This window comes from Blastococcus sp. SYSU DS0619 (genome assembly GCF_054051035.1).
The window spans coordinates 182,872-209,696 of sequence record NZ_JBJHAM010000003.1; the positions used below are offsets into that span (position 1 = coordinate 182,872).

Annotated in this window: 23 protein-coding genes; 10 read left to right on the forward strand and 13 right to left on the reverse strand. The window is 73.9% G+C overall.

Annotated features, from left to right (window positions below):
* The first annotated feature begins 28 nt into the window (after positions 1-28).
* Together ACI79T_RS05745 and ACI79T_RS05750 are read left to right on the forward strand one after the other, a co-directional pair.
* Positions 29-1,420, forward strand: coding sequence for a neutral zinc metallopeptidase (locus ACI79T_RS05745; RefSeq protein WP_456609086.1), 1,392 nt, complete (start codon positions 29-31; stop codon positions 1,418-1,420).
* A 45-nt stretch (positions 1,421-1,465) separates the two neighbouring features.
* A complete protein-coding gene (locus ACI79T_RS05750; protein ID WP_456609087.1) occupies positions 1,466-2,851 on the forward strand; it encodes a neutral zinc metallopeptidase in 1,386 nt (461 codons plus the stop codon).
* A 16-nt stretch (positions 2,852-2,867) separates the two neighbouring features.
* Here ACI79T_RS05750 and ACI79T_RS05755 read toward each other — a convergent pair whose 3' ends face one another.
* From ACI79T_RS05755 to ACI79T_RS05770, 4 genes are read right to left on the reverse strand one after another with little or no spacing between them, the layout of a single operon-like run.
* On the reverse strand, positions 2,868-3,833 hold the full coding sequence (locus tag ACI79T_RS05755) for a tetratricopeptide repeat protein (protein WP_456609088.1): 966 nt from the start codon (positions 3,831-3,833) through the stop codon (positions 2,868-2,870).
* Positions 3,834-3,890: 57 nt separating this feature from the next.
* Positions 3,891-4,259, reverse strand: coding sequence for a VOC family protein (locus ACI79T_RS05760; protein ID WP_456609089.1), 369 nt, complete (start codon positions 4,257-4,259; stop codon positions 3,891-3,893).
* A gap of 26 nt (positions 4,260-4,285) precedes the next feature.
* On the reverse strand, positions 4,286-5,965 hold the full coding sequence (locus ACI79T_RS05765; protein WP_456609090.1) for an acyl-CoA mutase large subunit family protein: 1,680 nt from the start codon (positions 5,963-5,965) through the stop codon (positions 4,286-4,288).
* 48 nt (positions 5,966-6,013) lie between these two features.
* A complete protein-coding gene (locus ACI79T_RS05770; protein ID WP_456609091.1) occupies positions 6,014-6,523 on the reverse strand; it encodes a MarR family winged helix-turn-helix transcriptional regulator in 510 nt (169 codons plus the stop codon).
* A gap of 185 nt (positions 6,524-6,708) precedes the next feature.
* Here ACI79T_RS05770 and ACI79T_RS05775 point away from each other — a divergent pair, with 185 nt between their 5' ends.
* Entirely contained in the window at positions 6,709-7,596 is an 888-nt protein-coding gene (locus ACI79T_RS05775) for a hypothetical protein (RefSeq protein ID WP_456609092.1), read from the forward strand.
* A gap of 95 nt (positions 7,597-7,691) precedes the next feature.
* Here the strand turns inward: ACI79T_RS05775 and ACI79T_RS05780 are convergent, their stop codons facing one another.
* Genes ACI79T_RS05780 through ACI79T_RS05790 form a run of 3 tightly spaced genes read right to left on the reverse strand, consistent with a single transcriptional unit; the run spans position 7,692 to position 11,452 of the window.
* Complete coding sequence (locus ACI79T_RS05780; protein ID WP_456609093.1) at positions 7,692-9,161, reverse strand: phytoene desaturase family protein; 1,470 nt, start codon at positions 9,159-9,161, stop codon at positions 7,692-7,694.
* 60 nt (positions 9,162-9,221) lie between these two features.
* A complete protein-coding gene (meaB, locus tag ACI79T_RS05785; RefSeq protein ID WP_456609094.1) occupies positions 9,222-10,265 on the reverse strand; it encodes a methylmalonyl Co-A mutase-associated GTPase MeaB in 1,044 nt (347 codons plus the stop codon).
* Complete coding sequence (locus tag ACI79T_RS05790) at positions 10,262-11,452, reverse strand: acetyl-CoA C-acetyltransferase (protein ID WP_456609095.1); 1,191 nt, start codon at positions 11,450-11,452, stop codon at positions 10,262-10,264. The genes meaB and ACI79T_RS05790 overlap by 4 nt, the downstream gene beginning before the upstream one ends.
* A gap of 230 nt (positions 11,453-11,682) precedes the next feature.
* Between ACI79T_RS05790 and mce the strand changes: the two genes are divergently transcribed.
* The 4 genes from mce to ACI79T_RS05810 all read left to right on the forward strand — a co-directional run bounded on the left by mce (position 11,683) and on the right by ACI79T_RS05810 (position 16,328).
* Entirely contained in the window at positions 11,683-12,159 is a 477-nt protein-coding gene (gene mce / locus ACI79T_RS05795) for a methylmalonyl-CoA epimerase (RefSeq protein WP_456609096.1), read from the forward strand.
* Positions 12,160-12,267: 108 nt separating this feature from the next.
* Positions 12,268-13,599: a crotonyl-CoA carboxylase/reductase gene (ccrA, locus tag ACI79T_RS05800; protein ID WP_456609097.1), complete on the forward strand. Its 1,332-nt coding sequence runs from the start codon at positions 12,268-12,270 to the stop codon at positions 13,597-13,599.
* 150 nt (positions 13,600-13,749) lie between these two features.
* Positions 13,750-15,027 (forward strand): hypothetical protein, encoded by a 1,278-nt coding sequence (locus ACI79T_RS05805; RefSeq protein WP_456609098.1) that lies wholly within the window; start codon positions 13,750-13,752, stop codon positions 15,025-15,027.
* Positions 15,028-15,167: 140 nt separating this feature from the next.
* On the forward strand, positions 15,168-16,328 hold the full coding sequence (locus tag ACI79T_RS05810; RefSeq protein WP_456609303.1) for a class F sortase: 1,161 nt from the start codon (positions 15,168-15,170) through the stop codon (positions 16,326-16,328).
* Between the two features lie 6 nt (positions 16,329-16,334).
* Here the strand turns inward: ACI79T_RS05810 and ACI79T_RS05815 are convergent, their stop codons facing one another.
* From ACI79T_RS05815 to nucS, 3 genes are all read right to left on the reverse strand, one after another.
* Positions 16,335-16,571, reverse strand: coding sequence for a hypothetical protein (locus ACI79T_RS05815; protein WP_456609099.1), 237 nt, complete (start codon positions 16,569-16,571; stop codon positions 16,335-16,337).
* Positions 16,572-16,643: 72 nt separating this feature from the next.
* Positions 16,644-18,425 (reverse strand): 3-hydroxyacyl-CoA dehydrogenase family protein, encoded by a 1,782-nt coding sequence (locus ACI79T_RS05820; protein ID WP_456609100.1) that lies wholly within the window; start codon positions 18,423-18,425, stop codon positions 16,644-16,646.
* A gap of 173 nt (positions 18,426-18,598) precedes the next feature.
* Entirely contained in the window at positions 18,599-19,270 is a 672-nt protein-coding gene (nucS, locus tag ACI79T_RS05825) for an endonuclease NucS (RefSeq protein ID WP_456609101.1), read from the reverse strand.
* 108 nt (positions 19,271-19,378) lie between these two features.
* Here nucS and ACI79T_RS05830 point away from each other — a divergent pair, with 108 nt between their 5' ends.
* Positions 19,379-20,593: a sensor domain-containing phosphodiesterase gene (locus tag ACI79T_RS05830; RefSeq protein WP_456609102.1), complete on the forward strand. Its 1,215-nt coding sequence runs from the start codon at positions 19,379-19,381 to the stop codon at positions 20,591-20,593.
* A gap of 54 nt (positions 20,594-20,647) precedes the next feature.
* Positions 20,648-21,562: a hypothetical protein gene (locus tag ACI79T_RS05835; RefSeq protein ID WP_456609103.1), complete on the forward strand. Its 915-nt coding sequence runs from the start codon at positions 20,648-20,650 to the stop codon at positions 21,560-21,562.
* Between the two features lie 106 nt (positions 21,563-21,668).
* Here ACI79T_RS05835 and ACI79T_RS05840 read toward each other — a convergent pair whose 3' ends face one another.
* Entirely contained in the window at positions 21,669-23,015 is a 1,347-nt protein-coding gene (locus tag ACI79T_RS05840; protein ID WP_456609104.1) for a dicarboxylate/amino acid:cation symporter, read from the reverse strand.
* 192 nt (positions 23,016-23,207) lie between these two features.
* Positions 23,208-23,981 (reverse strand): enoyl-CoA hydratase-related protein, encoded by a 774-nt coding sequence (locus ACI79T_RS05845; RefSeq protein ID WP_456609105.1) that lies wholly within the window; start codon positions 23,979-23,981, stop codon positions 23,208-23,210.
* A gap of 69 nt (positions 23,982-24,050) precedes the next feature.
* On the opposite strand from ACI79T_RS05845, the gene ACI79T_RS05850 reads away from it, so the two are divergent.
* A complete protein-coding gene (locus tag ACI79T_RS05850; RefSeq protein ID WP_456609106.1) occupies positions 24,051-24,845 on the forward strand; it encodes a YqjF family protein in 795 nt (264 codons plus the stop codon).
* On the opposite strand, the gene ACI79T_RS05855 is transcribed toward ACI79T_RS05850, so the two are convergent.
* Positions 24,775-26,793, reverse strand: a complete 2,019-nt coding sequence (locus ACI79T_RS05855) for a protein meaA (protein ID WP_456609107.1) — start codon at positions 26,791-26,793, stop codon at positions 24,775-24,777. The genes ACI79T_RS05850 and ACI79T_RS05855 overlap by 71 nt on opposite strands.
* Positions 26,794-26,825: the final 32 nt, after the last annotated feature.

The window sequence follows — 26,825 nt, forward strand, 5'->3', positions numbered from 1 at the left end:
ACCCACCGGGCACGTGGAGGACCGCCGGATGAGACGGCTGCTGCACCGGTTGGCCCCCGTGGTGCTCGCCGGGCTGGTGCTCTCCGGCTGCGCGACCGACACCGTCCGCGGGCAGGCCTCCCCCGGGCCCGGTGAGCCGGTCGACGTCCCCGCCGAGGACTTCCCCATCACCGGGGTCAGCGACGAACCCATCGACCAGTTCGCCCGCAACGCGCTGGCCGACCTGGAGGCCTTCTGGACCCAGGCCTACCCGGAGTACTTCGGCGAGGAGTACACCCCCCTCGCCGGCGGCTACTTCTCGGTCGACTCCTCGGACATCGACGCGGGCGCCTACCCGGAGACCGGCCTCGGCTGCGAGGACTCGTTCACCGCACCGGAGGACGTGGCGGGCAACGCCTTCTACGACCCCGCCTGCGACGTGATCGCCTACGACCGCTCGCTGCTGCAGGAGCTCGCCGACGACTACGGCCGCTTCCTCGTGCCCGTGGTGATGGCGCACGAGTTCGGCCACGCCATGCAGGGCCGCTTCGGGTTCGCCGAATCCGGCCGCAGCATCCAGGACGAGACCCAGGCGGACTGCCTGGCCGGGGCGTGGACGCGCTGGGTCGCCGACGGCCGGTCCCGCCACCTCTCCCTGCGCGAACCCGAGCTCGACGACGTCGTCCGCGGCTTCCTGCTCCTGCGGGACGACGTCGGCAGCGATCCCGACGACGTCGAGGCGCACGGCTCCTACTTCGACCGGGTGTCGGCGTTCTACGACGGCTTCGACGCCGGGGTGGGCACCTGCCGCGACGACTTCGGGGTGGACCGGCTGTTCACCGCCGCGGAGTTCCTGCCGACCGACGTCAACCAGGGCAACGCCCGGTTCGACGACATCGTCTCCTGGGTCGGGACGACGCTGCCCGCCTTCTGGGGCGAGGTGTTCCCCACCGCGACCGGGCGCCAGTTCACGCCTCCGGAGATCGCCGGGTTCTCGGGCGACGCCCCGGACTGCGCGGGCCTCGACGGCCGGGACCTCGGCTACTGCCAGGACGACCGGACCGTCTACATCGACGAGACCGATCTGGCCGGGCCGGCCTACGACGAGATCGGTGACTTCGCCCTGGCCACCGCCCTGGCCCTGCCCTACGCGCTGGCGGTGCGGGACCAGGCCGGGTTGTCCGTCGACGACGGCGCCGCGACGCGATCGGCCGTCTGCCTCACCGGCTGGTACGAGGCCCAGTGGTACGACGACGCCTTCGGCGACCTGCTCCCGGCGGAGATCAGCCCCGGCGACCTCGACGAGGCCGTGCAGTTCCTCCTGCAGTACGGCGTCGACGACCGGGTGTTCCCCGACGTCGACACCTCCGGCTTCGAGCTGGTGGGCGCGTTCCGGACCGGTTTCCTCGAGGGCGGCGAGGCCTGCGGCCTCGGCGGCTGACCCGCTGGGTGTTTGCGCCGGTCCGCCGACGCCGATGCAGAGGGCGTGGAACACCGGCGCGGGACGCGCGCGCTCGCGGCCTGGGTGGCCCTGCTGCTCACCGGCGTCCTGTCCGGCTGCGCCGTCGTGGTGCTCGGCGAGTCCGATCCGCCGCCGACCGCCCCGTCGGGTGCCCCGCCCGGCGACGTGACCGTCGTGGGCGGGACCGACGAGCCGGTCGACGTGCTGGCGCGCAACGCTCTGGTCGACCTGGGCGACTACTGGTCCCGGCAGTTCCCCGAGCTGTACGGCCGGGAGTTCGCCCCCCTGCAGGGCGGCTTCTTCAGCGTCGATCCCGGCGACCTCGACCCGGCGCGGTACCCCGACGGCGTCGGCTGCGGCGCCGACCCCCGCGAGGCGGCGAGCAACGCCTTCTACTGCCAGGCGGCCCAGCGGCCGCACTCGGACTCCATCACCTACGACCGCGCCTTCCTCGCCGAGCTCGCCGACGGCTACGGCCGCTTCCTGCCGGCCCTGGTCATGGCCCACGAGTTCGGCCACGCGGTGCAGGGACGGGTGGGGGCACCCCCGGCGTCCATCGCCACGGAGACGCAGGCCGACTGCCTGGCCGGCTCGTGGGCCGCCTGGGTCGCCGACGGCGAGGCCCGGTACTCCCAGCTGCGCGAGTCCGAGCTCGACGACCTGCTGCGCGGCTACTTCCTGCTCCGCGACCCGGTGGGCACGAGCACCGCGCAGGACTCCGCGCACGGGTCCTACTTCGACCGCGTGTCGGCCTTCCAGGAGGGCTTCGACGACGGGCCGACGGCGTGCCGGGACGGGTTCGGGCCGGGGCGGGTCTTCACCCAGGGTCGGTTCACGTCCGACGACGACTTCCGGCGGCAGGGCAACCTGCCCTACGACTCCCTGGTCGCCCTCGTCGACCAGGCCCTGCCCGACTTCTGGGACCGGGCCTTCACCGACGTCTTCGCCGCGGACTTCGACCCGCCGCCGATCGAGCGCTTCGCCGGCCGGGCTCCCGGCTGCGCACCGGCCGACCGCGACCTCGTGTACTGCGCCGACGGCAACGTCGTCGGCTACGACGAGGGCCTCACCAGCGAGGCCTACGCCCTGGGCGACTACGCGGTGGCGACGGCGATCGCCGTCCCCTACGCGCTGGGCGCGCGGGACCAGCTCGGCCTGGATCCGGCCGACCCCGGCGCCATCCGGTCGGCGGTCTGCCTGGCCGGCTGGTTCAGCGCTGCGGTGTACGCCGGCCAGGTCGCCGGCGTCGACGTGTCCCCGGGCGATCTGGACGAGAGCGTGCTCTTCCTGCTCGAGTACGGCGTCCAGGAGGAGGTCCTGGGCGCCGCCGCACTGTCGGGCTTCCAGCTCGTCGATGTCTTCCGCGGCGGCTTCGTGGAAGGGGCCACCGCCTGCGACGTCGGCGTCTAGCCCGGCGCCGCTCCGGTCAGAACAGGGCGGCGGTCAGCTGGCGGCGGGCCTGGTTCACCCGCGGGTCCTGGTCCCCCACCACGGCGAAGAGCTCGACGAGGTGCACGCGTGCCGCGTCCCGGTCCTCTCCCGCGGTGCGACGGACGACGTCGAGCAGCCGGTCGAAGGCCGCCTCGATGTTCCCGGTGCCGAGCAGGAAGTCCGCGGCGCGAGTCTGCGCGGTCACGTCGTCGGGGGCGGCATCGGCGGCGGCCAGCGCGTCCGGGCCGGCCTCCTCGGCGCGCCGGAAGAGCTGCACCTGACGGAGGGCCAGGGCCGCGTCGGGGTGCCCGGGCTCCTCGGCGAGGATCGCCTGGTAGGCGGCCTCGGCAGCGGCGAGGTCCCCGCGCTCGAGCGCGGCCTCCGCGGCGTCCAGGCGCGGGTCCTCCGCCGCCTCCTCCGGCGCGGCGCCGCCGGGAACCGCCCCGCCGGTGGTCGCCTGCACGAGCTCGGTGACGAACTGGCGCGCCTGCTCCTCGGGGATCGCGCCGGTGAACTCGGCGACGAGCTGCCCCTGCCAGACGGCCTTGACGGCCGGGATCCCCTGGACCCGCAGCCCCTGGGCCAGCGCCGGGTTGGCCTCCACGTCGACCTTGGCCAGCACCCAGGAGCCGCCGCCCTCGACGGCCAGCGCCTCGAGCACCGGGGAGAGCTGCTTGCACGGTCCGCACCACTCGGCCCACAGGTCGAGCACCACTGGCACCTGGAACGACCGGTCGAGCACCTCGGCCTGGAAGGTCGCCTCGGTGACGTCGACGACGGCGCCTCCTGGGGCACCGGCCGGAGCGGCGGCGCTCGGCGGCGGGGCCGCCTGCGCCCGGGCGGCGGCCTCGGAGCGGGCCTTCACCGCGGCGAGGTCGACCGCACCGGCCATCGTGGCCGCCATCTGGGCCTGCTGGGCCTGGGTGCGCGGGTCGGGTCGTCCGGGACGGGTGGGCTGCATGGGTGCCATGATCCCACTGCGGCACGACGACGTGCGCCGCCCCTCGGTACGGCCGCCTCAGGCCTCGGCCCACACCCCGAGCTCGTTGCCGCCGGGGTCCCGGAAGTGGAACCGGCGGCCACCGGGGAACGCGTAGGGACCGTCGGTCACCCGCCCACCGGCGGCCTCCACCGCCGCCACGCTCCCGTCGAGGTCGGCGGAGAAGAGCAGCGCGAGGGGCCCGCCGGGGCCGCCCGCCCCACCCACGGCGAGCCCACCCTGCTCCGGTGCCCCCTCGGGCCCCCGGATCCCCGCGTACTGCGGCCCGTAGTCGGTGAACTCCCAGCCGAAGGCCTCGGCGTAGAACCGCTTCGCCTCGGCGAGGTCGGGGACCGTGAATTCGACGTAGTCGATGGCGTGGTGCCGGTGCTCCGGGGTGTCGGTCATGCCGGCGATCGTGACCTGAGGGTCTGTCAGAAACGCGCGGGTTCGGTGTACTGGCCCCACTCGGCGCGGAGGGCGTCGCAGATCTCGCCGAGCGTGGCCTCGGCGCGGACCGCGTCGAGCATCGCGGGGACCATGTTCTCCTCGGTCCGGGCGACCTCGACCATGCGGGCCACGGCGGCCCGGGCGGCGCCGTCGTCGCGCTGCTGCCGGCGCTGCGCGAGCTCGGCGTTCTGGTCGGTCTCGACCTGGTGGCTGACCCGCAGGATCTCCAGCTTGTCGTGGGCGTCCACCGAGCCGGCCAGCGTGTTGACCCCGACGACCTTCTTGTCGCCCTTCTCCAGGGCCCGCTGGTAGACGAACGCCGCCTCGGCGATCTCGCCGGTGAACCAGCCGTCCTCGATGCCGCGCAGGATCCCGGACGTCATCGTGCCGTCGGCGCTCATGTCCTTGATGCGGGCGAAGATCTCCTCGGCCTGCCGCTCGATGTCGTCGGTCAGCGCCTCCACGTACCAGGAGCCGCCGAGCGGGTCGGCCACGTTGGCCACGCCGGTCTCCTCGGCGATGACCTGCTGGGTGCGCAGCGCGATCTGCGCCGCCTTCGCGCTGGGCAGCGCGAGCACCTCGTCGAGGGCGTTGGTGTGCAGGCTCTGGGTGCCGCCGAGGACTGCGGCCAGCGCCTCGATCGCCGTCCGGGTGATGTTGTTGTCCGGCTGCTGCGCGGTGAGGCTGACCCCGGCGGTCTGGGTGTGGAACCGCAGCTGCTGCGCCTTCTCCGTCGTCGCCCCGTAGACGTCGCGCAGCCAGCGGGCCCAGATGCGGCGGGCGGCGCGGAACTTGGCGATCTCCTCGAAGAAGTCGATGTGCGCGTCGAAGAAGAACGAGAGGCCGGGCGCGAACTGCTCGATGTCCAGGCCGCGGGAGAGCCCGAGCTCCACGTAGGCGAAGCCGTCGGCCAGCGTGTAGGCCAGCTCCTGCGCGGCGGTCGAGCCGGCCTCGCGGATGTGGTAGCCCGACACGCTGATCGGCTTGTACGCGGGGATCTTCTCGGCGCAGTACTCCATCAGGTCGCCGATCAGGCGCAGGTGCGGCTCCGGCGGGAACAGCCACTCCTTCTGCGCGATGTACTCCTTGAAGATGTCGGTCTGCAGGGTGCCGTTGAGCGCCCCGATGTCGGCCCCCTGGCGCTCGGCGGCCACCAGGTACATGCAGAACACCGGGACGGCGGGGCCGCTGATCGTCATCGACGTCGTCGTCGCCGCCAGGTCGATGCCGTCGAAGAGCTCGTCCATGTCCACGGCGGTGTCGACGGCGACGCCGCAGTGACCGACCTCGCCGAGCGCGCGGGGGTCGTCGGAGTCACGGCCCATGAGGGTGGGCATGTCGAACGCGACCGACAGCCCGCCGCCGCCCTCGGCCAGGATCATCTTGTAGCGCTCGTTGGTCTGCTTGGCGTTGCCGAAGCCGGCGAACTGGCGGATCGTCCAGGCCCGCCCGCGGTAGCCGGTGGCGTGCAGGCCCCGGGTGAAGGGGAACTCCCCCGGGTAGCCGATCCGCTCGAAGCCCTCGACCGCGGACTCGTCGGCCGGGCCGTAGACCGGGTCGACCTCGACGCCCGAGAGGGTGGTGAAGTCGGCGTCCCGCACCTTGCCGCCCGCCAGCGCCGCGTCGTACCGCTGCTGCCACCGCTGCCGTGCGTCCTGGGTCATGTCCGGATAGTAGGACGTCCAACTATCCTGTGTCGACCGTCGCGCCGCTCACCGTCCGGCGACGTCACCGGCTCCCAGGCGCACCGCGCGCAGCGTCGTGAACAGCTGCTCGCGCTCCGGCTCGGAGAGGTCGGCCAGCCCGAAGTCCAGCGCGGTGAGCGCCGTCGTCGCCGCCTCCACCACCGCGCGCCCGCGGTCGGTGATCGCGGCCAGCACGCCTCGGCCGTCGGCCGGGTTGGGCCGCCGGTCCACGTACCCCGCGGCCACCAGCCGGTCGATCGCGTTGGTCACGCTGGTCGGGTGCACCATCAGCCGGCTGCCGATGACCTTCAGCGGCAGCTCGCCCCTGCGGCTGAAGGTGAGCAGCACGAGCACCTCGTACCGGGCGAAGGTCAGGCCGTGGGGTCGGAGCACGTCGTCGAAGCGAGCGAGCAGGATCTGCTGCACCCGGAAGACCGACGTCGCCGCGCGCATGGCCGACGCCGGGCCGAAGCGCTGCTCCCACGTCTCCCCCGCCCGCTCGATCGGGTCGAAGGGCAGCCCCAGCGGTCGGACCATGCGCGGCACGCTACCGGGACCCCTGCCGACACCCGCCTCCTCGCCGGTATCCGCGTATCCGCGGTTGTAAGGGAGCGATGGCCACGGCCAGGCGCACACCGGCGCTGACAGCGCCGCTCCGACCGGGCCGGTCGAGACTGTGGACGACCGCCCGGCACCCCCACCGGACGCGACACAGTGCCGGGGTGACCCGAACACCCGCCCGGCCCGCGCAGCTTCGTGGCCGGATCTTCCGCGGCTCCGAGCAGGTGGCCCGGGGTCGGCTGACCCGGGCGCAGCTGCGCAGCTCGGCCTGGCGTCGACTCTTCCCCGACGTGTACGCCTGCGCGTCCTTGCCCGTGACCCATCGGCTCCGGGCCGTCGCTGTCGCCGGATTGCTGCTCCCGCGCGCCGTGCTCAGCGGGCGGAGCGCAGCGGTGGTCTGGGGCGTGGATCTCGCCGACGCCGACCAGTCGGTCGAGTGCACCCTGGACGCCGGCCGACGGGCGGGCGCCGTGCGCGGGGTGCACGTGACGCGGCGGGGGCTACCACCAGAGGACGTCGTCCGCCGGGACGGCGTCCTCGTCACCACCCCGCTGCGGACGGCGCTGGACCTCGCACGCATCGAACCCCCGGACGAGGCCGTGGTCTGCGTGGACCGGTTCCTGCAGTCGGGCCTGGTCGCGCTCACCGAACTGCGCGCCGCAGCGGCCGCGACCACCGGCCCGGGATGTCGCGGGATCCGCCTGGCCGCGCAGCGGGCCGACGGGCTCGCCCAGTCACCGCAGGAGACGCGGTTGCGACTCCTGCTGGACCGGTCCCGGCTGCCGCGGCCCGTCGCCCAGTACGTGGTGCGCGACGCCGGCGGCTTCGTCGCGACGGTCGACTTCGGCTGGCCCGAGCACAAGGTGGCTCTCGAGTACGACGGCGTCTGGCACGGCGCACCTCAGCAGGTGGGCAAGGACAGGAGGCGGCTCAACCGGCTGACCGCAGCCGGGTGGACGGTGATCTTCGTGACCGCAGCGGACCTCCACGACCCGATCGCACTCGTCGCCCGTATCGCGACGGCGCTCCGCGCGCCGCGATACGCATGAATGCGGTTCCAGGTGCCCCAGAACCGCATCCGTGCGCATGCCGGCGACAGAGCGACAGAGCGACGTGTCACCCCCTCGACATGTCGACCCGGGGCTCAGGCGACGGCGGGGCGCAGGGGCGGGAGGTGCCGGACGCCGAACACCTCGCGCAGCGCCACCTGCGCGGCGTTGTCGCCGCACGCGCCGTGCACCGCCGGCCCGGGCGGGGTCGCGGCCGAGGCGAGGTAGACGCCCGTCACCGGGGTCTTGTAGGTGTTCCACCGCGGCACCGGGCGGGCCAGCATCTGCCGCAGCGTCGCCTGGCCGTTGGAGATGTCCCCGCCGAGGTAGCTGGGGTTCCACGCCTCCATCGCCACCGCGTTCTTCGTGTACCGCTCGAGCACGGTGTCGCGGAAGCCCGGCGCGAACCGCTCGATCTGCCGCTCGATCGCGTCGGTCATGTCGACCTCGGACCCGTGCGGCACGTGCACGTACGCCCAGAAGATGTGGCCGCCCTCCGGCGCGCGGGTGGGATCGGGCACCGTCGGCTGCACCGCGAGCACGTACGGGCGGTCGGTGATCTCACCGCGGTTCGGGGCGCGCTCGCCCGCGATCGTCTCGTCGAGGTCGCCGGCGACGTGGATGGTGCCCGCCCGCCGGACGTCGGGGTTGGTCCACGGCACCGGCTCCGACAGGATCCAGTCGATCTTGAACACGCCCGCGCCGTGGCGGTACCTGGAGACCCAGCGGCGGTAGCCCTCGTGCACCCGGTCACCGGCCATGGCGACGAAGTCGCGCGGGGTGGTGTCGAGCAGCACGGCGGGGACGCCGTCGAACTCGCGCAGGTCGGTGACGCGGTGCCCGGTGACCACCTCGCCGCCCTGCTCCTCCAGCGCGGTGACCATCGCGTCGGCCAGCCGCTGCGACCCGCCCTCGATCAGCGGCCACCCGGCGTGGTGGGACAGCATCGACAGCAGCATGCCCAGCGCGGAGGTGAGCGGCTGGCTGAGGTCCAGCATGCCGTGCGCGGCCGCGCCCCCGAGCAGCGCGCGGGCCTCCTGGGTGTCGAAGTACCGCTGCGCCAGCCACCGCACGTTGGGCAGGCCGGCCAGCCCGAACTGGGCGATCTGCGGCACGCTGCGCGTGGGCAGCCGCCGCAGCCGGCTGGTCAGGAAGAAGTCGACGACGTCGGTGCCGTGCTCCACCAGCGGCCCGAACAGCCGGCGGTAGGCGTCGGCGTCCTTACCCAGCCCCGCCGCGGTCTCCTCCAGCGACCGGACCGAGAGCGCCGCGCGCCCGCCGTCGAGCGGGTGCGCGAAGTTGACCTCCGGCTGCACGAGGCGCACCCCGCGGCTCGCCGGGTCGAACTCGCGGAAGAACGGCGCCGCGGCGGCCATCGGCTGCACGATCGAGCAGACGTCGTGGTGGTAACCGGGGCGCATGAGCTCCTCGGTGCGCATCCCGCCCCCGGGCCGCTCCGCCGCCTCCACCACCTGCACGCGGAGGCCGGCGGCGGACAGCCGCAGCGCCGCCGCCAGCCCGTTGGGCCCCGCTCCGACGACGACGGCGTCCGGCTTGCCGTTCACTGCCGTGGTCCGTTCACCCGTCCATCCTGGCCGTACCGCGCGCGACCTGCCCGGTCAGCGCTACAACTGGCCGAGCAGCTCGTCGGCCGCGCGGTAGGGATCGGTCCCGCCGCCGACCACCGCGTCGGCGAGCGCACCCAGCGCGGCCGATCCGCGCACGTCGCCCATCCGCTCCCGCAGCGTCGCCAGCGCGATCGCCTCGATCTCGCGGGCGGCCCGCTCGCTGCGCCGCCGGTGCCCTTCGCCCGAGGACTCCAGCCACTGCCGGTGCTCCTCGATGCGCACCAGCACCTCGTCGACGCCGTTGTCGACGTCCCGGGCGGCGACGGTGCGGCAGATGGGCGGGCGCCAGTGGCCGGCCTCGGAGTGCCGCCCGCCGAGGGAGAGCATGTAGCGGAGGTCGCGCACGGTCTGGTCCGCGCCGTCCCGGTCGGCCTTGTTGACGACGAAGACGTCGGCGACCTCGAGGATCCCGGCCTTCGCCGCCTGGATGCCGTCGCCCATCCCGGGCGCGACCAGGACCAGCGTGGTGTCGGCCAGCGAGGCGATCTCCAGCTCCGACTGCCCGACGCCGACGGTCTCGATCAGCACGACGTCGCAGCCGGCCGCGTCCAGCACCCGCAGCGCCTGCGGGGTGGCCCACGAGAGCCCGCCGAGGTGGCCACGGGAGGCCATGGAGCGGATGAAGACGCCGCCGTCCCCGGCGTGGTCCTGCATCCGGACCCGGTCGCCGAGCAGCGCACCGCCGGAGAACGGGGACGACGGGTCCACCGCGAGCACCCCGACCCGCTTGCCGGCCTGCCGCAGCGCCCGGACCAGCGCCGTCGTCGACGTCGACTTGCCCACCCCGGGCGAACCGGTCAGCCCGATCACCTGGGCCTGCCCGGTGTGCGGGGCCAGCGCGGCCGCCACCTCGCGCAGCGCGGGGCTGGCGTCCTCCACCAGGGAGATCAGCCGGGCCACCGACCGGGCGTCGCCCTCGCGGGCGCGCTCGACGAGGGCCGGGACGTCGGCGGCGCGGCGGGACCGCCGCCCGCTCGGGGCGGCGGGGGCGGACGTCTGGACCGCGGTCGCGGTGACGTCCTCCCCGCCCGCCCCCGTCACGCCTTCGCGGGGACGTGCAGGATCAGCGCGTCGCCCTGGCCACCGCCGCCGCAGAGCCCGGCGGCACCGACGCCGCCGCCCCGGCGGCGCAGCTCCAGCGCGACGTCGAGCACCACGCGGGCACCGCTCATGCCCACCGGGTGGCCCAGCGCGATGGCGCCACCGTTGGGGTTGACCTTCTCGGGGTCGATGCCCAGCTCGCGGGTGGAGACGATGCCGACGGCGGCGAAGGCCTCGTTGAGCTCGACGACGTCGAGGTCCGCAGGCTGGATGCCCTCGCGCTCGCAGGCCTTCTGGATCGCCCGGGACGGCTGGCTCTGCAGGGTGGCGTCCGGGCCCGCGACGACGCCGTGCGCGCCGATCTCGGCGATCGGCGTGATGCCGAGCTCGGCCGCCTTCTCTGCGCTCATGACGACGACCGCGCAGGCGCCGTCGGAGATCTGCGAGGCGGTGCCCGCGGTGATCGTGCCGTCCTTGGCGAACGCCGGCTTGAGCTTGGCGAGGCTCGCCGCGGTGGTGTCGGGCCGGATGCCCTCGTCCTCGGTGAACTCGATCGGGTCGCCCTTGCGCTGCGGGATCAGCACCGGGGTGACCGCCTCGGCGAAGATGCCGTCCTTGGCGGCGCGCGCGGCCTTCTGGTGGCTCGCGGCGGCGAACTCGTCCTGCTCCTCGCGGGTGAGGTCGTAGCGGGAGTTGGCCTTCTCGGTCAGCTCGCCCATCGCCACCTGGTCGAAGGTGTCGGAGAGCCCGTCGTGGGCCATCGAGTCGACGAGCTTCGTGTCGCCGTACTTGGTGCCGGTGCGGGAGTTCGCCAGGAGGTGCGGCGCCTGGGTCATCGACTCCATGCCACCGGCGACGACGATGTCGTACTCACCGGCTCGGATCAGCTGGTCGGCCATCGCGATCGCGCTGAGGCCGGAGAGGCAGACCTTGTTGATCGTCAGCGAGGGCACCGACATCGGGATGCCGCCGGCGACCGCGGCCGGACGGGCCGGGTTCTGACCGGCGCCGGCCTGGATGACCTGGCCCATGATCACGTAGTCGACCTGGTCGCCGGAGATGCCGGCGCGCTCGAGAGCGGCCTTGATGGCGACGCCGCCGAGGTCTGCCGCGGAGAAGTCCTTGAGCGAGCCGAGGAGCCGCCCCATCGGGGTACGGGCGCCGCTGACGATGACCGAGCGGGACATGCTGCCTCCAGGGGCGGGCCGCCGCCGTTGGCGGCCTCGTTGTCGGGACGCACCGCGATCGGCCGCGACCGGGGACGGTCACGACCAGGCGCGGCGTCGGGCCTTCCCGGAAGGATAGGACGGCGCCCGGAGGTGCGGCAGGCCCACTTCTGTGGTCGCGGTCACGCCGTCGGGGTGAGGCGTACCACTCCCACCTGTCGTCTCAGACGTCTTGTGGGCATCATGCCCGCGTGACCACCAACGACGCCGAGCGCACCAGCGCCTCCGCCGGGCTGCCCGCCGGCCTGTTCACGACCATCGACCACGTGGGCATCGCCGTCCCCGACCTGGACGAGGCGATCGCCTTCTACGCCCAGGCCTTCGGGGTGCAGTCGGTGCACGAGGAGACCAACGAGGAGCAGGGCGTCCGCGAGGCGATGCTCTCCGTGGGCAGCGGCGACACCCGCATCCAGCTGCTGGCGCCGCTCACGCCCGAGTCGACGATCGCCAAGTTCATCGGCCGCTCCGGGCCGGGCCTGCAGCAGCTCGCCTTCCGGGTCGACGACGTCGAGGCCGTCAGCGCCACGCTGCGCGAGCGCGGCCTGCGGCTGCTCTACGACGTCCCCAAGCGCGGGACGTCGGACAGCCGGGTCAACTTCATCCACCCGAAGGACGCCGGGGGCGTCCTCGTGGAGCTCGTCGAGCCCGCTGCCGACCCCGCCCACTGACCGACGACGACCGGCCGGTTACCCACGGGTAACATCGCGCCACCCGCACCGCCCCGCACCGCCCTCCGAGCCTGGCCAACGACGGCCACCGATGACCCGGGAGTACGCGTGAACGAGATCAGGGACGCCATCCTCGCCGACCAGCTGGACGCGCTGGGGAGCCTGCCCGTGCCGGAGTCCTACCGTGCCGTGCTGGTCCGCAAGGACGAGCAGGACATGTTCGAGGGGCTCGCCACCAAGGACAAGGACCCCCGCAAGTCGCTGCACGTCGACGAGGTCCCGACCCCCGAGCTCGGGCCGGGCGAGGCGATCGTCGCCGTCATGGCGTCGTCGGTGAACTACAACACCGTGTGGACGTCGATCTTCGAGCCGGTCTCGACCTTCGGGTTCCTCGAGCGCTACGGCCGCGTCTCGGAGCTCACCAAGAAGCACGACCTGCCGTACCACGTGGTGGGGTCCGACCTCGCCGGCGTCGTCCTGCGGGTGGGCCCCGGCGTGAACAAGTGGAAGGCCGGGGACGAGGTCGTCGCGCACTGCCTCTCGGTCGAGCTCGAGGACCCGGCCGGCCACGACGACACGATGATGGACCCGCAGCAGCGCATCTGGGGCTTCGAGACCAACTTCGGTGGCCTGGCCGACCTGGCGCTGGTCAAGAGCAACCAGCTCATGCCCAAGCCGGCCCACCTCAGCTGGGAGGAGGCCGCCGCCCCCGGGCTGGTCAACTCCACCGCCTACCGGCAGCTGGTCAGCCGCAACGGCGCCAACATGAAGCAGGGCGACACCGTCCTGATCTGGGGCGCCTCGGGCGGGCTGGGCTCGTACGCCACCCAGATGGCGCTCAACGGCGGCGCCATCCCGGTGTGCGTCGTCAGCAGCCCGGAGAAGGCGGAGATCGTGCGCCGGATGGGCGCCGAGCTGATCATCGACCGCTCCGCCGAGGGTTACCGGTTCTGGAAGGACGAGCACAACCAGGACCCCAAGGAGTGGCAGCGCCTGGGCAAGAAGATCCGTGAGCTCACCGGCGGCGAGGACGTCGACATCGTCTTCGAGCACCCCGGTCGCGAGACCTTCGGTGCCAGCGTCTACGTCGCCAAGAAGGGCGGCACGATCGTCACCTGCGCCTCCACCAGCGGCTACATGCACCAGTACGACAACCGCTACCTGTGGATGAACCTGAAGAACATCCTCAGCTCGCACTTCGCCAACTACAAGGAGGCGTGGGAGGCCAACCGGCTCATCGACAAGGGGCTGATCCACCCGACGCTGTCGAAGGTGTACCCGATGGACGAGGTCGGGCAGGCCGCCCTCGACGTCCACCGCAACGCGCACCAGGGCAAGGTCGGCGTCCTGACCCTCGCCCCCGAGGAGGGGCTCGGCGTCAAGGACCCCGAGAAGCGCGCGAAGCACCTCGACGCGATCAACCGCTTCCGCGGCGTCTGAGCTCCGCACCTGCCCGAGGTCCGGTGGGACCGGCCGCGTGCCGGCCCCACCGGACCTCGTTCCGCGTGTCACCAGGGACGTCCGGGACGCCTGGGATTCGACCCCCGAGGGACCGGTGACGAGCCCCTCCCCTTCTGCGAGGATGGACGCATGAGCGACCCCCGGCGCGATCTGCCGATGCACGAGGCCCAGCACTCGTTCGACGTGGTCCTGCGGGGGTACGACCGCAGCCAGGTCGCCGAGACGATCGAGCGGCTCGAGGAAGACTTCCGCATCGCGCTGGCCGACCGGGACGCCGCCGCCGCCCGCACGGCCGACCTGGCCGGCCAGCTGTCGGCCCTCCACGGCGAGGTCGAGGCGCTGCGCCGCAAGGCCGCGACCGCCTCGGCGCCCACCTTCGAGAACATCAGCGAGCGCATCCAGCACATGCTGCAGCTCGCCGAGGAGGAGGCCGCGGAGATCCGGCACGCCGCCGAGAACGACGCCATGGCCGTCCGCGAGCAGACCGCCGCCGAGGAGCGGGCGCTGCTCGAGCGCCACGCCGCCGGGCAGGCCGAGGTCGAGCGCATGATCGCCGAGGCGCGGCACAGCGCCGAGCAGATCGCGCAGAAGGCCCAGATCCGGGCCGACGAGCTGGTCGCGAAGGCCCAGGAGCGGGTGGCCCGGCTCGACGCCGAGTCCCAGGCCCGCCGCGCCAAGGTCGAAGAGGACTTCGACATCGCCCAGCGCGCCCGCCGCGCCGAGGCCGCCCGGGCCGAGGAGGACCGCGAGCGCGTCTCCGTCCAGGCCGCGCGCCAGCGCATCTCCGCCGCCGAGCAGCACGCGGCCCAGCTGGTCGCCGACGCCGAGGCCCGCGCCGAGGCGATCCGGGAGGTCCGCGACGAGCTGACCAGCCGGCTCGTCCAGGCCCGCAAGCTGCTGGACACCCTGCCCGACCTCGGTGACCGCCCCCAGCAGTCCCGCGATGACGCCGGCACCGAGCGGCGCTCCCGCCCGGCCGCGCACGCCGCCGCGGACACCTCGCCCGAGCAGCCGGCCGCCACCCCGCAGGCCGCGGCCCCCTCCCCGGGTGCCCCGTCCCCGAGTGCCCAGCCCGCGCCCGCGGAGCGGACCGCCCCCGCGGCCGCACCCGCCGCCGAGGCCCCGGCCACGGCGCCGTCCCAGTCCCCGGCCCCGGTGGGCGGGCCGCAGACGGGGCAGCAGCCGGCCATCCAGGCCGGCCGGGGCGAGAGCGAGGCGGCCGCGGCCCGGCAGCCCACCCGCACCGACCCGGTGACCGCCACGTTCCCCGCGGCCCAGCGCTCCGCCGAGCCGACCACCCGGCAGCTGCCCATGCCGCCGCGGCCCACGCCCACCGGCGCCGCCACGGCTCCGCAGGCGGCTCCCGCCCAGTCGATCGACCAGCCGGTGGGCCAGGGACGCTCCTGATCCCCCAGCGCTGCGCCCCGACAGCCCGCGTCCGCCTCGGACGCGGGCTGTCGGCCGTCCTGGCCCTCCTGCTCGTCGCCCTGGGCAGCGTTCTGGTCGCGCCGGTCCGGGCGCTGGCGGAGGAGGCGGGCACGGGGCTGCTGCGGGTCGCGCACCTCTCCCCCGACACCCCGGTGGTCGACATCTCCCTGACGCCGGCCGCAGCCGCCGGTCAGGTGCTCACCGACCCGGGGCCCCTCGTGGCCGACGCGCTGGGTTACGGCGAGGTGGGCGGCTACGCGGAGCTCGCCCCCGGCGCGTACGCGATCAGCGTGCGCGCGGCCGGCGCCCCGGCCACCGCGCCGCCGGTGCTCGCCACCCGCGTCGAGGTCGCCGCCGGCCAGGCCTGGACCGTGGCGCTCACCGGCTCGTTCGCCCGGTTGTCCCTGGAGCCGCTCCCCGACGACCTGAGCGCTCCGCCCCCGGGCGCCGCGCGGGTCCGGGTGGTCGCGGCGGCGGCCACGCTCCCCTCGGCCGACGTGCTGCCGGGCGACGGCCCGCCGCTCGCGACCGATCTGCGCTTCCCGGGCGCCGGCCCGTCCGTCGTCGTGCCCGGCGGGCGACACGTCGTCCGGGTGCCCGGTGCGGACGTCGCCGTCGCGCTGGACCTGCCGGCCGGCTCCGTCCGCACCGTGCTGCTGCTCGACCGGCCCGGCGGCGGCGTCGAGCTGCGCCCGGTGGTGGACGCGACGGGGCCGGGAGTGCAGCCCGTGGGCGGGGTCGAGGCCGGCGGCGGACCGGGGGCGACCGGGAGCTGGCTGGCGCACGTCCGCGCCGCGCTGACCGCCGCGGCGGCACGGGCCGCCGTGCCCGCCGGGATCGCGCACCCCGTCCGGCTGCGGGTGCCGGCCGCCGGTATCGACACCGCCGTCGTCGGCACGGGCCTCGACGGCGACGGCGCCCTGCTCCCGCCGGCGGACCCGGCGCTGACCGGCTGGTTCACCGGCGGCCCGCTGCCCGGCGCGCCCGGCCCGGCGGTGCTCACCGGCCACGTCGACTGGGCCGGCCGCCCGGGCGCCCTCGGCGGGCTCGCGGAGGTCGCCCCCGGGGACGAGGTGCGGGTGGACCGGGCCGACGGGACGACGGCCCGCTTCCGGGTGACCGACGTCGACCGGTACGCCAAGGCGGGTTTCCCGGGGTCGGCGGTCTACGCCCCCACGCCGGCGGCCGAACTCCGGTTGATCACCTGCGGTGGGCCGTTCGACGCCGACCAGCGCACCTACCGCGACAACGTGGTCGTGTCGGCCGAGCTGATCGACTGAGCCCGCTCAGCGACGCCGGTCGCGGGAGCGCCAGCAGACGGTGTGCCAGTGCCGCCGCCGGTCGGCGGCCGAGTCGACGTCCCAGGGGTCGAGGTCGGAGTCCCGGACGTAGGCCGGCCAGGTGACCACGTGCGGCGTCCCGGGGCGGATCTCCTGGTCGCAGCCGGGGCAGCGGTAGGTCTTGCCCGTGGCCGCGCCGGTGAGCGACCGGACGACCCAGTCGCCGTCGGCGGCCTCCTCCACCGGGTCGACGCGACGAGCCGGCTCGCGACCCGAAGGCCTCGAGCCGGCTCGTGGTCGGCGACGGGGCACCCGTCAGCGGCCGGCGTAGTCCCGGAAGCCGCGACCGGTCTTCCGGCCGAGGTAGCCGGCGGTCACCAGGTGCTCGAGCAGCGGAGCCGGGGCGAAGCCAGGCTCGCGGAACTCGGTGTACAGCTCCCGCTCGATCGCCAGGGAGACGTCCAGGCCGACGACGTCGAGGAGCTCGAACGGCCCCATCGGGTACCCGCAGCCGACCTTCATGGCGGCGTCGATGTCGTCGGCGGTGGCGTAGTGGGCCTCCAGCATCTTCACCGCGTCGTTCAGGTACGGGAAGAGCAGGGCGTTGACGATGAAGCCGGCCCGGTCGGTGCAGGAGACCGCGTGCTTGCCCAGCTGGGCCGACACCGCGTGGATGGTCGCCGCGACGTCCGGGGCGGTGGAGATCGTCGAGACGACCTCGACCAGCTTCATGACCTGCGCGGGGTTGAAGAAGTGCATGCCCACGACGTCGGACGGGCGGCCGCTGGCCTTGGCGCACTCGATGACCGGCAGGCTCGAGGTGGTGGTCGCCAGCACGGCCCCGGGCCTGGTGATCTCGCCAAGGTTGGCGAACAGCGCCTCCTTGACCGGCAGCGACTCGACGACGGCCTCGATGACGAGGTCGCGGTCGGCGAGGTCGTCCAGCGACGTGGTGCCGGTGACCCGGGCGAGGATCTCGTCCTTGGTGGCCTCGTCGAGCCGGCCGCGGACGACCTGCTTGTCCAGCGACTTGGCGAGCGCCTTGGTGACGGCCTCGACCTTCTCGGGGGACCGGGCCACGAAGACGACGTCGAAGCCGCCCTTGGCGACGACCTCGATGATCCCGGTGGCCATGGTCCCGGAGCCCACGACGCCCACGGTCCGCACGGGGCGCGCGCCCTCGGCGGCACCGCCGGGGGTGGGGGTGGCGTCGTCACCGACGACCTCGGCGGAACCCGCCTCGGCGTAGGTGTAGAAGCCGCGGCCGACCTTCCGGCCGAGCAGGCCGGCGGTCATCATCTGCTTGATGATCGGGCTCGGCGCGTGCAGCCGGTTGCGCGACTGCTTGTACATCGTGTCGAGGATCTCGTAGGCGGTGTCGATGCCGATGAGGTCCATGAGCGCCAGCGGGCCCATGGGCAGGCCGCAGCCCAGGCGCATGGCCGCGTCGATGTCCTCGCGGCTGGCGTACCGGTTCTCGAACATCGAGACGGCGTGGTTGAGGTAGCCGAACAGCAGGGCGTTGGCGATGAAGCCCGCCTTGTCGCCGATCGTCACGTCGACCTTGCCCAGCCGGTCGGCCAGCGCCTCGACGTCCTCGACCACGGAGGGCTCGGTGACGACGGTGCGGACCACCTCGACCAGCTTCATGACCGGCGCCGGGTTGAAGAAGTGCATCCCGATGACCTTGCTGGGCCGGCCGGTGACGACCGAGAGCTCGGTGACCGACAGGCTGGATGTGTTCGTCGCCAGGATGGTGTCCGGCGGGCAGATCTTGTCGAGCTTGGCGAACAGGTCCGCCTTGAGCTCCATCCGCTCCGGCACGGCCTCGATGACCAGCTCCGCGGTGCCCAGGTCCTCCAGCGAGGTGCTGAACCGGATCCGCTCGAAGATCGCGTCGCGGTCGGCGGGGTCGAGCTTCCCGCGGGCCACCGCCCGGTCGGTCGACTGCTCCACGTGGCCGCGGCCCCGGGCCAGCGCCTCGTCCCCCACCTCGACGGCGGTCACGGACAGCCCCGCCCGCGCGAGCACCTCCGCGATGCCGGCACCCATGGTGCCCAGCCCCACGACGCCGACCTCGTTCAGTTCCCTGGCCACGTTGCCATCTCCCATCGCCGGTGATCGCGGGGAAGTCTCTCACCCGCCGATCCCGGACGCGCGAGGCCTACCGGCAAGTAGCCGGGCGGGGCCTCACCGGCAGCGATGTGCGCCCGCGGCGCCCCTCTCGTCCTGGCAGCGCGCCGCCGGCGCACATCGCTCCGGCAGGCGGGCTAGAAGAGCCGCTGGGTCGGGTCGTCGGTGCCCTTGAGGACGGCGTAGTCGACGGTGACGCAGTCGATCCCGCGGTCGGTGGCGAGCACCCGGGCCTGCGGCTTGATCTCCTGGGCGGCGAACACGCCGCGCACCGGCGCCAGCAGCGGGTCGCGGTTGAGCAGCTCCAGGTAACGGGTCAGCTGCTCCACGCCGTCGATCTCGCCACGGCGCTTGATCTCCACCGCCACCACCGCGCCGGCGGCGTCGCGGCAGAGCAGGTCGACCGGCCCGATCGCCGTCGGGTACTCCCGGCGCACCAGCGACCAGCCCGGCCCGAAGGTCTCCACGTGCAGGGCCAGCAGCCGCTGCAGCTCCGCCTCGACGCCGTCCTTCTGCAGGCCCGGGTCCACGCCGAGCTCCTGCGCGTGGTCGTGCAGGACCTCCTCGATGCTGATGATCAGCTGCTCGCCGGCCTTGTTCGTCACCGTCCACGTGCCCGCGCCGTCGGCGAGCTCCTCCTCGAGGCGGCAGGGCGGGCTCATCCAGTTCAGCGGCTTGTAGGCGCGGTCGTCGGCGTGCACCGACACCGACCCGTCGGCCTTGACCAGCAGCAGACGGGTCGCCGACGGCAGATGGGCGGTGAGCCGACCGATGTAGTCGACGGAGCAACGGGCGATGACCAGACGCACGGGCGCCGACGGTACCGGCCGGTCGCCGGAGGTACACCGACGGGACTTACGGAAACAGAAGGACCGGAACCTGGTGACGGTCATCACAGCAGCGGACAGAATGGCCCCGTGCCCGCCTTGCGAGAGACCACCACGCCCGCGAGCACCGACGGGCTCGCCGGCGACTGGGTGCACTGGCTGCTCGACGCGGCCCGCACGCGGCTCGGCATGGAGATCGCCTGGGTGTCCCTGTTCCGGGAGGGCAACCAGCTGATCACCTCGATCACCGGCGCGCTGGACGCCATGAACGTGCAGGAGGGGATGAGCACCCCGCTGGAGGGCTCCTACTGCGTCCGGGTCCTCAGCGGGCAGCTGCCGCCCGTGGTGACCGGCGCCGCCCGTGACCCGCGGACCCGGGACCTGCCGGTGACCGGCGATCTGGGCATCGGCTCCTACGTCGGTGCGCCGCTCCGGGGCGCCGACCAGCGCCCGGTGGGGATGCTGTGCTGCCTGAGCCGTGACCCGGGCACGCACCTGGACGGCGATGCGGTGCGCACGGTGGAGCTGCTGGCCGACCTGATCAGCGACCACCTCATGCACCCGCGGCCGGCGTCCAGGCAGGACCTCGCGGAGCGCCGCACGAGGCTGCGGGCCTTCCTGCAGCAGGGGGCGGTGGAGGTGCTCCTGCAGCCGGTGGTCGACATGCGGACCGGCCAGGTCGTCGGGCACGAGGCCCTCAGCCGCTTCCCCGGCTGGGGCGGGGACGGGCCGGCGGAGCTGTTCAGCGAGGCCGCCGCGCTCGGGATCGGGGTCGAGCTCGAGGAGGTCGCGGCCCGCGCCGCGCTGGCGGCCGCCGGCCGGCTGCCCGGTCGGCTGACCCTCGCGGTGAACCTCTCCGCCGACGCACTGCTCTGCCCCACCGTCGTCGACCTGCTGCTGGACCACGCGGGGTGCCCGCTGGCGGTCGAGATCACCGAGCACAGCCGCGTCGACGACTACGAGTCCGTCGCCGCGGTGACCCGCCGGCTGCGCGCCGCCGGCGTCACCGTCTGCGTCGACGACGCCGGCGCCGGGTATGCGAGCCTGCGGCACATCCTGCGGCTGAGCCCCGACGTCATCAAGCTCGACATCGGGCTGGTCATGGGACTGCACACCGACCCGGCCCGGCAGGCCATGACGTCGGCGATGGTGGCGTTCGCCGGCGACACCGGCGCCCGGCTGGTGGCCGAAGGGGTGGAGCAGGCGGCGGAGCGGGGCGCCCTCCTCGACCGCGGTGTCCACTACGGGCAGGGCTACCTGTTCGGCCGGCCGCGCCCCGCCCGCGACGTCCTCGGGGCCGGCTGACCGCTCCGCCCCTGCGGGACGGAACCTCGGCGGCGGATGCGCCGTCGTACCCGTATGCCGACTTTTCCCGCCCGCGCCGTCGTCGCCGTGGTCCTGCTCCTCCTGCTGGGTGCCTGCGCGGAGCGCGCCGGCGGGGAGGGCGCCGGTGCGGAGGACTCCCCCGCCGCGCCGCCGGCGGACGATACGACGGTCGTCCTGCAGGTCCTGGAGACCGGCGGCTTCACGACCCCCGCGCTCCTCGCCGGCCGGGTCCCGACCGTCACGGTCTACTCCGACGGACGGGTGATCACCGACGGCCCGGTGCCGGCCATCTGGCCGGGCCCCGCGCTGCCCAACCTGCAGCAGTACCTGCTCGACGACGGCGGGGCACGGGAGCTGGTCGACCGGGCCCTCGCCGCGGGCGTCGCGGAGACCGGCGACCTCGGCCAGCCCCCGGTCGCCGACGTGACCAGCACCCGGTTCGTCGTCCGCACCGACGGGGAGACGATCAGCCGGGAGGTCTACGCCCTCGGGATCGGGTCGACGCCCCGCGAGGTGCCCGGCGAGGACGGGCTGCCCGGCGAGGACCCGCAGCACGGCCTCACCGAGGAGCAGCTCGCCGCCCGCGAACGGCTCGCGACCCTCGTGGACGAGCTGCGCGACCCGGCGGCGGTCCTGGGCGCCGACCGGGTGACCGGGCCGGAGCCGTACCGGGCGGAGGCGGTGGCCGCGCTGGTCACGCCGTACACCGAGGTGGACCCCGCCCAGCCGGAGCAGTCGTGGCCCGGGCCGGAGCTGCCCGGCGAGCCCGTCGGCCCCGGGGTCACCTGCGTGACCGCCGACGGCGAGGCGGCGCAGGCCGTCCTGGACGCCGCGGCGTCGGCCACCTCGGCCACCCCGTGGACGACTCCCGACGGGTCCCGCTGGTCGGTGGTGCTCCGCCCGCTGCTGCCGCACGAGTCCGGCTGCGCCGACCTGCCGACGGAGTGACCCCTCCGCCGACTGCCCCGACGACCACGGGCCCGGACCTCGCGGAGAGGTCCGGGCCCGTGGCGCCGTGCGTCCTGCCCTACGCGGTCGCCGGCTCCCGGAAGCCCTACGCGGTCGCCGGCTCCCGGAGGTCGGTGTCGACGCCGCCGCGCTCCTCGACCGGGGCCAGCGGGTCGATCGTCCTCGTCGAGCGGTAGCGCTCGAGGTCGAGGATGCCCTCGCGCTTGGCCACGATCGTGGGGACCAGCGCCTGCCCGGCGACGTTCACCGCGGTGCGCCCCATGTCGAGGATCGGGTCGACGGCCAGCAGCAGACCCACGCCGGCCAGCGGCAGGCCGAGGGTGGACAGCGTGAGGGTCAGCATGACCACCGCGCCGGTGACGCCGGCGGTGGCCGCCGAGCCGATGACCGACACCAGGACGATGAGCAGGTAGTCGGTGAGGCCGAGGTCCACCCCGAAGAACTGGGCGACGAAGATCGCCGCCAGCGCGGGGTAGATCGCCGCGCAGCCGTCCATCTTCGTCGTCGCACCCAGCGGGACGGCGAACGAGGCGTAGGACCGCGGGACGCCCAGGTTCTGCTCGGTCACCCGCTCGGTCACCGGCAGCGTGCCGATCGACGAGCGCGAGACGAAGGCCAACTGGATCGCCGGCCAGGCCCCGGCGAACCACCGCAGCGGCGAGAGGCCGTGCAGGCGCAGCAGCACCGGGTAGACGACGAACAGCACCAGCGCGAGCCCTGCGTAGACGGAGCCGGCGAAGACGCCGAGCGAGCCGAGGGACTCCCAGCCGTAGCTGGCGACGGCGTTGCCGATCAGGCCGACGGTGCCCAGCGGCGCGAGCAGGATGACCCACCACAGCATCTTCTGCACGACGGCCAGCGCGGAGCGGACGAAGCCGAGGAACGGCTCGGCCGCCTCGCCGACCTTCAGCACCGCGATGCCGATCGCCGCGGCGATGACGATCAGCTGGAGGACGTTGAACGACAGGTCACCCTCGGCCGACGACTGCAGACCGAGGATGTTGCCGGGCACGATGCCGTTCAGGAAGTCGAACCAGGAGCCGGTCCGGGTGGGGTCCGCCTGCGCCGCGGCGTCGACCGAGCTGTTGCGGCCCGGCTGGGTGAGCAGGCCGAGGGTGATCCCGATGCCGACGGCGATCAGCGCGGTGATGGCGAACCACAGCAGGGTCTGGGCGGCCAGCCGTGCGGCGTTCGAGACCTGCTTGAGGTTGGCGATGCTGACGATCACCGCGGTGACGATCAGCGGCGGGACGAGGGTCTTCAGCAGCGTGACGAACGTGCTGCCGATGGTCTGCAGGGTGCTGGTGAGCCAGTTGGGCGAGCCGTCGGCGACGGTGCCCATCTCACGGGCGACGAAGCCGAGGGCCACGCCCACGACGAGGGCGAGGAGTACCTGCGCCGCGAAGGGCACGCGGCGGAGACGAGCGAGCACGGGGGTGGTTCCGTTCTGGGTGAGGGTTGACCGGTCGGGGCGGCGTCAGCCCGGACAGCGGTCCACCGTCACGCGGCCGAAGTCGACGGTGCGCCGCCGCGTCAGCCCCCAGATGTTCTGCACGGGTAGGTCAGTCCGCCCGAGCCCTGCGGCATTCCGGTTGTGCCGCGGTTCACCCGGTGGAGTGCATCCTCAGTCCGGCCAGACCGGACGGCGCTTCTCCAGGAAGGAGGCCATGCCCTCGCGGGCACCGGGCAGCTGGCTGGCCGCGGCCATGACCTCGATCGCGGTCGCGTACGCGTCCCGCTCCGGCCGGTCCAGCTGCGCGTACATCGTCTGCTTGCCCCACCCCTTGCTCGCCCGCGAGCCCCGGGTGGCCCGGTCCATCAGGTCGTCGACGGCGGTGTCCAGGTCGGCGTCGGGCACCACCCGGTTGACCAGGCCCCAGTCCAGGGCCGTCGCCGCGTCGATGACGTCGCCGGTCAGCGCCAGCTCCATCGCCCGCTTGCGGCCCACGTTGCGCGCGATCGCCACCATCGGCGTGTGGCAGAACCAGCCACCCTTGCCCCCGGGGGCGGCGAACCCCGCGGACTCCGCGGCGACGGCGAGGTCGCACGAGGCCACCAGCTGGCAGCCGGCGGCCGTGGCCAGGGCGTGCACGCGGGCCAGGACGACCTGCGGCACGTCCTGCACCGTCTGCATCAGCTCGGTGCAGAGCCGCAGCAGGCTGCGCACCTCGGGCAGCGGGGCGCCCGCCACGTCGGCGAAGTCGTGGCCGGCGCTGAACACCGGCCCCTCGGCGGCGAGCACGATACCCGCGGCATCGCTCCGCCCGGCCTCGGTCACGGCCTCCAGCAGCTGGGTGAGGTGCTCGCGGGAGAGCGCGTTGCGCTTCGCCGCGCGGGTCATCGTGATGCGGACGACGTCGCCGTCGCGTTCGACCCGTGGCGCGCCGTGGTCGGTCATGCCCCGACCACACCATGCCGGGCCCCGGTCGGCAATGACGATCGCGCCCGCAGCGGGGACGCTGGACCGGTGGCCGATCCCGAACCGCTCAGCCGGACCGCCCCGGGACCGGCGGGCCGCACGGTGTTCACCCAGGGCTGGCGCGACGTCGCGTTCCTCCACTGGGCGGTCGACCCGGCACGCGTCGCTCCCCTGCTGCCGGCCGGGACCCGCCCCGACGTGCTCGACGGTGCCACCTACGTCGGGCTCATCCCGTTCCGCATGCAGCGGATCGGGGTGCTCGGGACACCGGGCATCCCTTACCTCGGCTCGTTCGCCGAGACCAACGTCCGGCTCTACTCGGTCGACGACCGGGGACGCCGGGGCGTCGTCTTCCGGTCGCTGGACGCCGAGCGCCTGGTCCCCGTGGTCACCGCCCGGTGGGCCGCCCGGTTGCCGTACGCGTGGTCGCGCATGCGGATCGAGCACACCGGCGACCACTGGACCTACAGCTGCCGCCGGCGCTGGCCCGGCCCCGCCGGCGCGCACAGCAGGGTCACGGTCCGGGTGCGCGGCCGGCTGCCCCGGCCGGAGCCGCTGGACCAGTTCCTGACCGCCCGGTGGGGCCTGCACCGGCCCGGCCGATCCGGCCCGGCGTACTGGCCCAACGAGCACCCGGAGTGGCCGCTGCACCGGGCGGAGCTGGTCGACCTGGACGACTCGCTGCTGTCCGCGGCCGGCCTCGGCGACCTCTCCGGCCCGCCCGACAGCGTGCTGTTCTCCCCGGGCGTCGACGTCCGCTTCGGCCCGGTGCTCAGGCCGGGGCGGGCACCCTCTCCCCGAGACCGTTCGCCTCGCGCACCACGTCGACGACCTGGCCCATGATGTCGTTCAGCCCGAAGTCCTTCGGGGTGAAGACGCGGGCGACGCCCTGCTCGCGCAGCCGCCGCGCGTCGCTGTCGGGGATGATCCCGCCGACCACGACCGGGACGTCGTCCATCCCGGCCGCCTTCAGCCCCCGCAGCACGGCGGGCACCACCTGCAGGTGCGAGCCGGAGAGCACCGACAGGCCGACCACGTGCACGTCCTCCTCGACCGCCGCCGAGACGATCTGCTCGGGGGTGAGCCGGATGCCCTGGTAGATCACCTCGAAGCCGGCGTCGCGGGCCCGCACGGCGATCTGCTCGGCGCCGTTGGAGTGCCCGTCCAGGCCGGGCTTGCCCACCAGGAACCGCAGCCGTCCACCGATCTCCTCACCGGTGGCCCGCACCCGCTCGCGGACGGCGGTCAGGTTCTCGTCGGCCTCGCCACCGCCGGCGGCCGCGGCCACGCCGGTGGGCGCCCGGTACTCGCCGAACACCTCGCGCAGCACCCCGGCCCACTCCCCCGTCGTCACGCCGGCACGGGCGCAGTCGAGGGTCGGGAGCATGAGGTTCTCGGTCGTGCCGGCCACCTCCCGCAGCCGCTGCAGCGCCCGCTCGACCGCCTCGGGGTCGCGCTCGGCGCGCCACTTCTGCACCGCCTCCTGGGCGGCGGCCTCGACGGCCGGGTCCACGACCATGATCGCCGCGTCCAGGTCGGCGGTCAGCGGGTTGGGCTCGGTGGTGTCGAACTTGTTGACCCCGACGACGACGTCCTCGCCGCTCTCCATCCGCCGCCGGCGCTCGGCCAGCGAGCCGACCAGCTCGCCCTTCATGTAGCCGGACTCGACGGCCACGACGGCCCCGCCCATCTCCTGCACGCGGGCGATCTCCGCCCGGGCGCCCTCGACCAGCTCGGCGACCTTCTTCTCCACCACGACCGAGCCGGTGAACAGGTCCTCGTACTCGAGCAGGTCGGTCTCGTAGGCGAGCACCTGCTGCAGCCGCAGCGACCACTGCTGGTCCCAGGGCCGGGGCAGGCCGAGGGCCTCGTTCCACGCCGGCAGCTGCACGGCACGGGCGCGGGCGTCCTTGGACAGGGTGACCGCGAGCATCTCCAGCACGATCCGCTGGACGTTGTTCTCCGGCTGCGCCTCGGTGAGGCCGAGGGAGTTGACCTGCACGCCGTAGCGGAAGCGGCGGTGCCTGGCGTCCTGGACGCCGTAGCGCTCCTTCGTCAGCTCGTCCCAGAGCTGGGTGAAGGCCCGCATCTTGCACATCTCCTCGACGAAGCGGACCCCCGCGTTGACGAAGAAGGAGATGCGGGCGACGACCTCGCCGAAGCGCTCGGCCGGCACCTGGCCCGAGTCGCGGACCGAGTCCAGGACGGCGATCGCGGTGCTCATCGCGTAGGCGATCTCCTGCACCGGCGTGGCCCCGGCCTCCTGCAGGTGGTAGCTGCAGATGTTGATCGGGTTCCACTTCGGCATCGTCGTCACCGTGTAGGCGACCATGTCGGTGATCAGCCGCATCGACGGAGCCGGCGGGAAGACGTAGGTCCCCCGCGACAGGTACTCCTTGATGATGTCGTTCTGCGTCGTCCCCGCCAGCTTCGCGACGTCGTGCCCGTGCTCCTCGGCGACCGCCTGGTAGAGCGCGAGCAGCCACATGGCCGTGGCGTTGATGGTCATCGACGTGTTCATCTCGTCGAGCGGGATGCCGTCGAACAGGGCGCGCATGTCGCCGATGTGCGTGACCGGGACGCCCACCTTGCCGACCTCGCCGACGGCGAGCTCGTCGTCGGGGTCGTATCCGGTCTGCGTGGGCAGGTCGAAGGCGACCGAGAGGCCGGTCTGCCCCTTCGCCAGGTTGCGGCGGTACAGGGCGTTGGACTCAGCCGGCGAGGAGTGCCCGGCGTAGGTGCGCATGACCCAGGGGCGGTCGCGCTCGTTCGGCGTCTTCGGGAACGGCATACCGGCGGAGTGTAGGGCGGTTACCGGCCGGT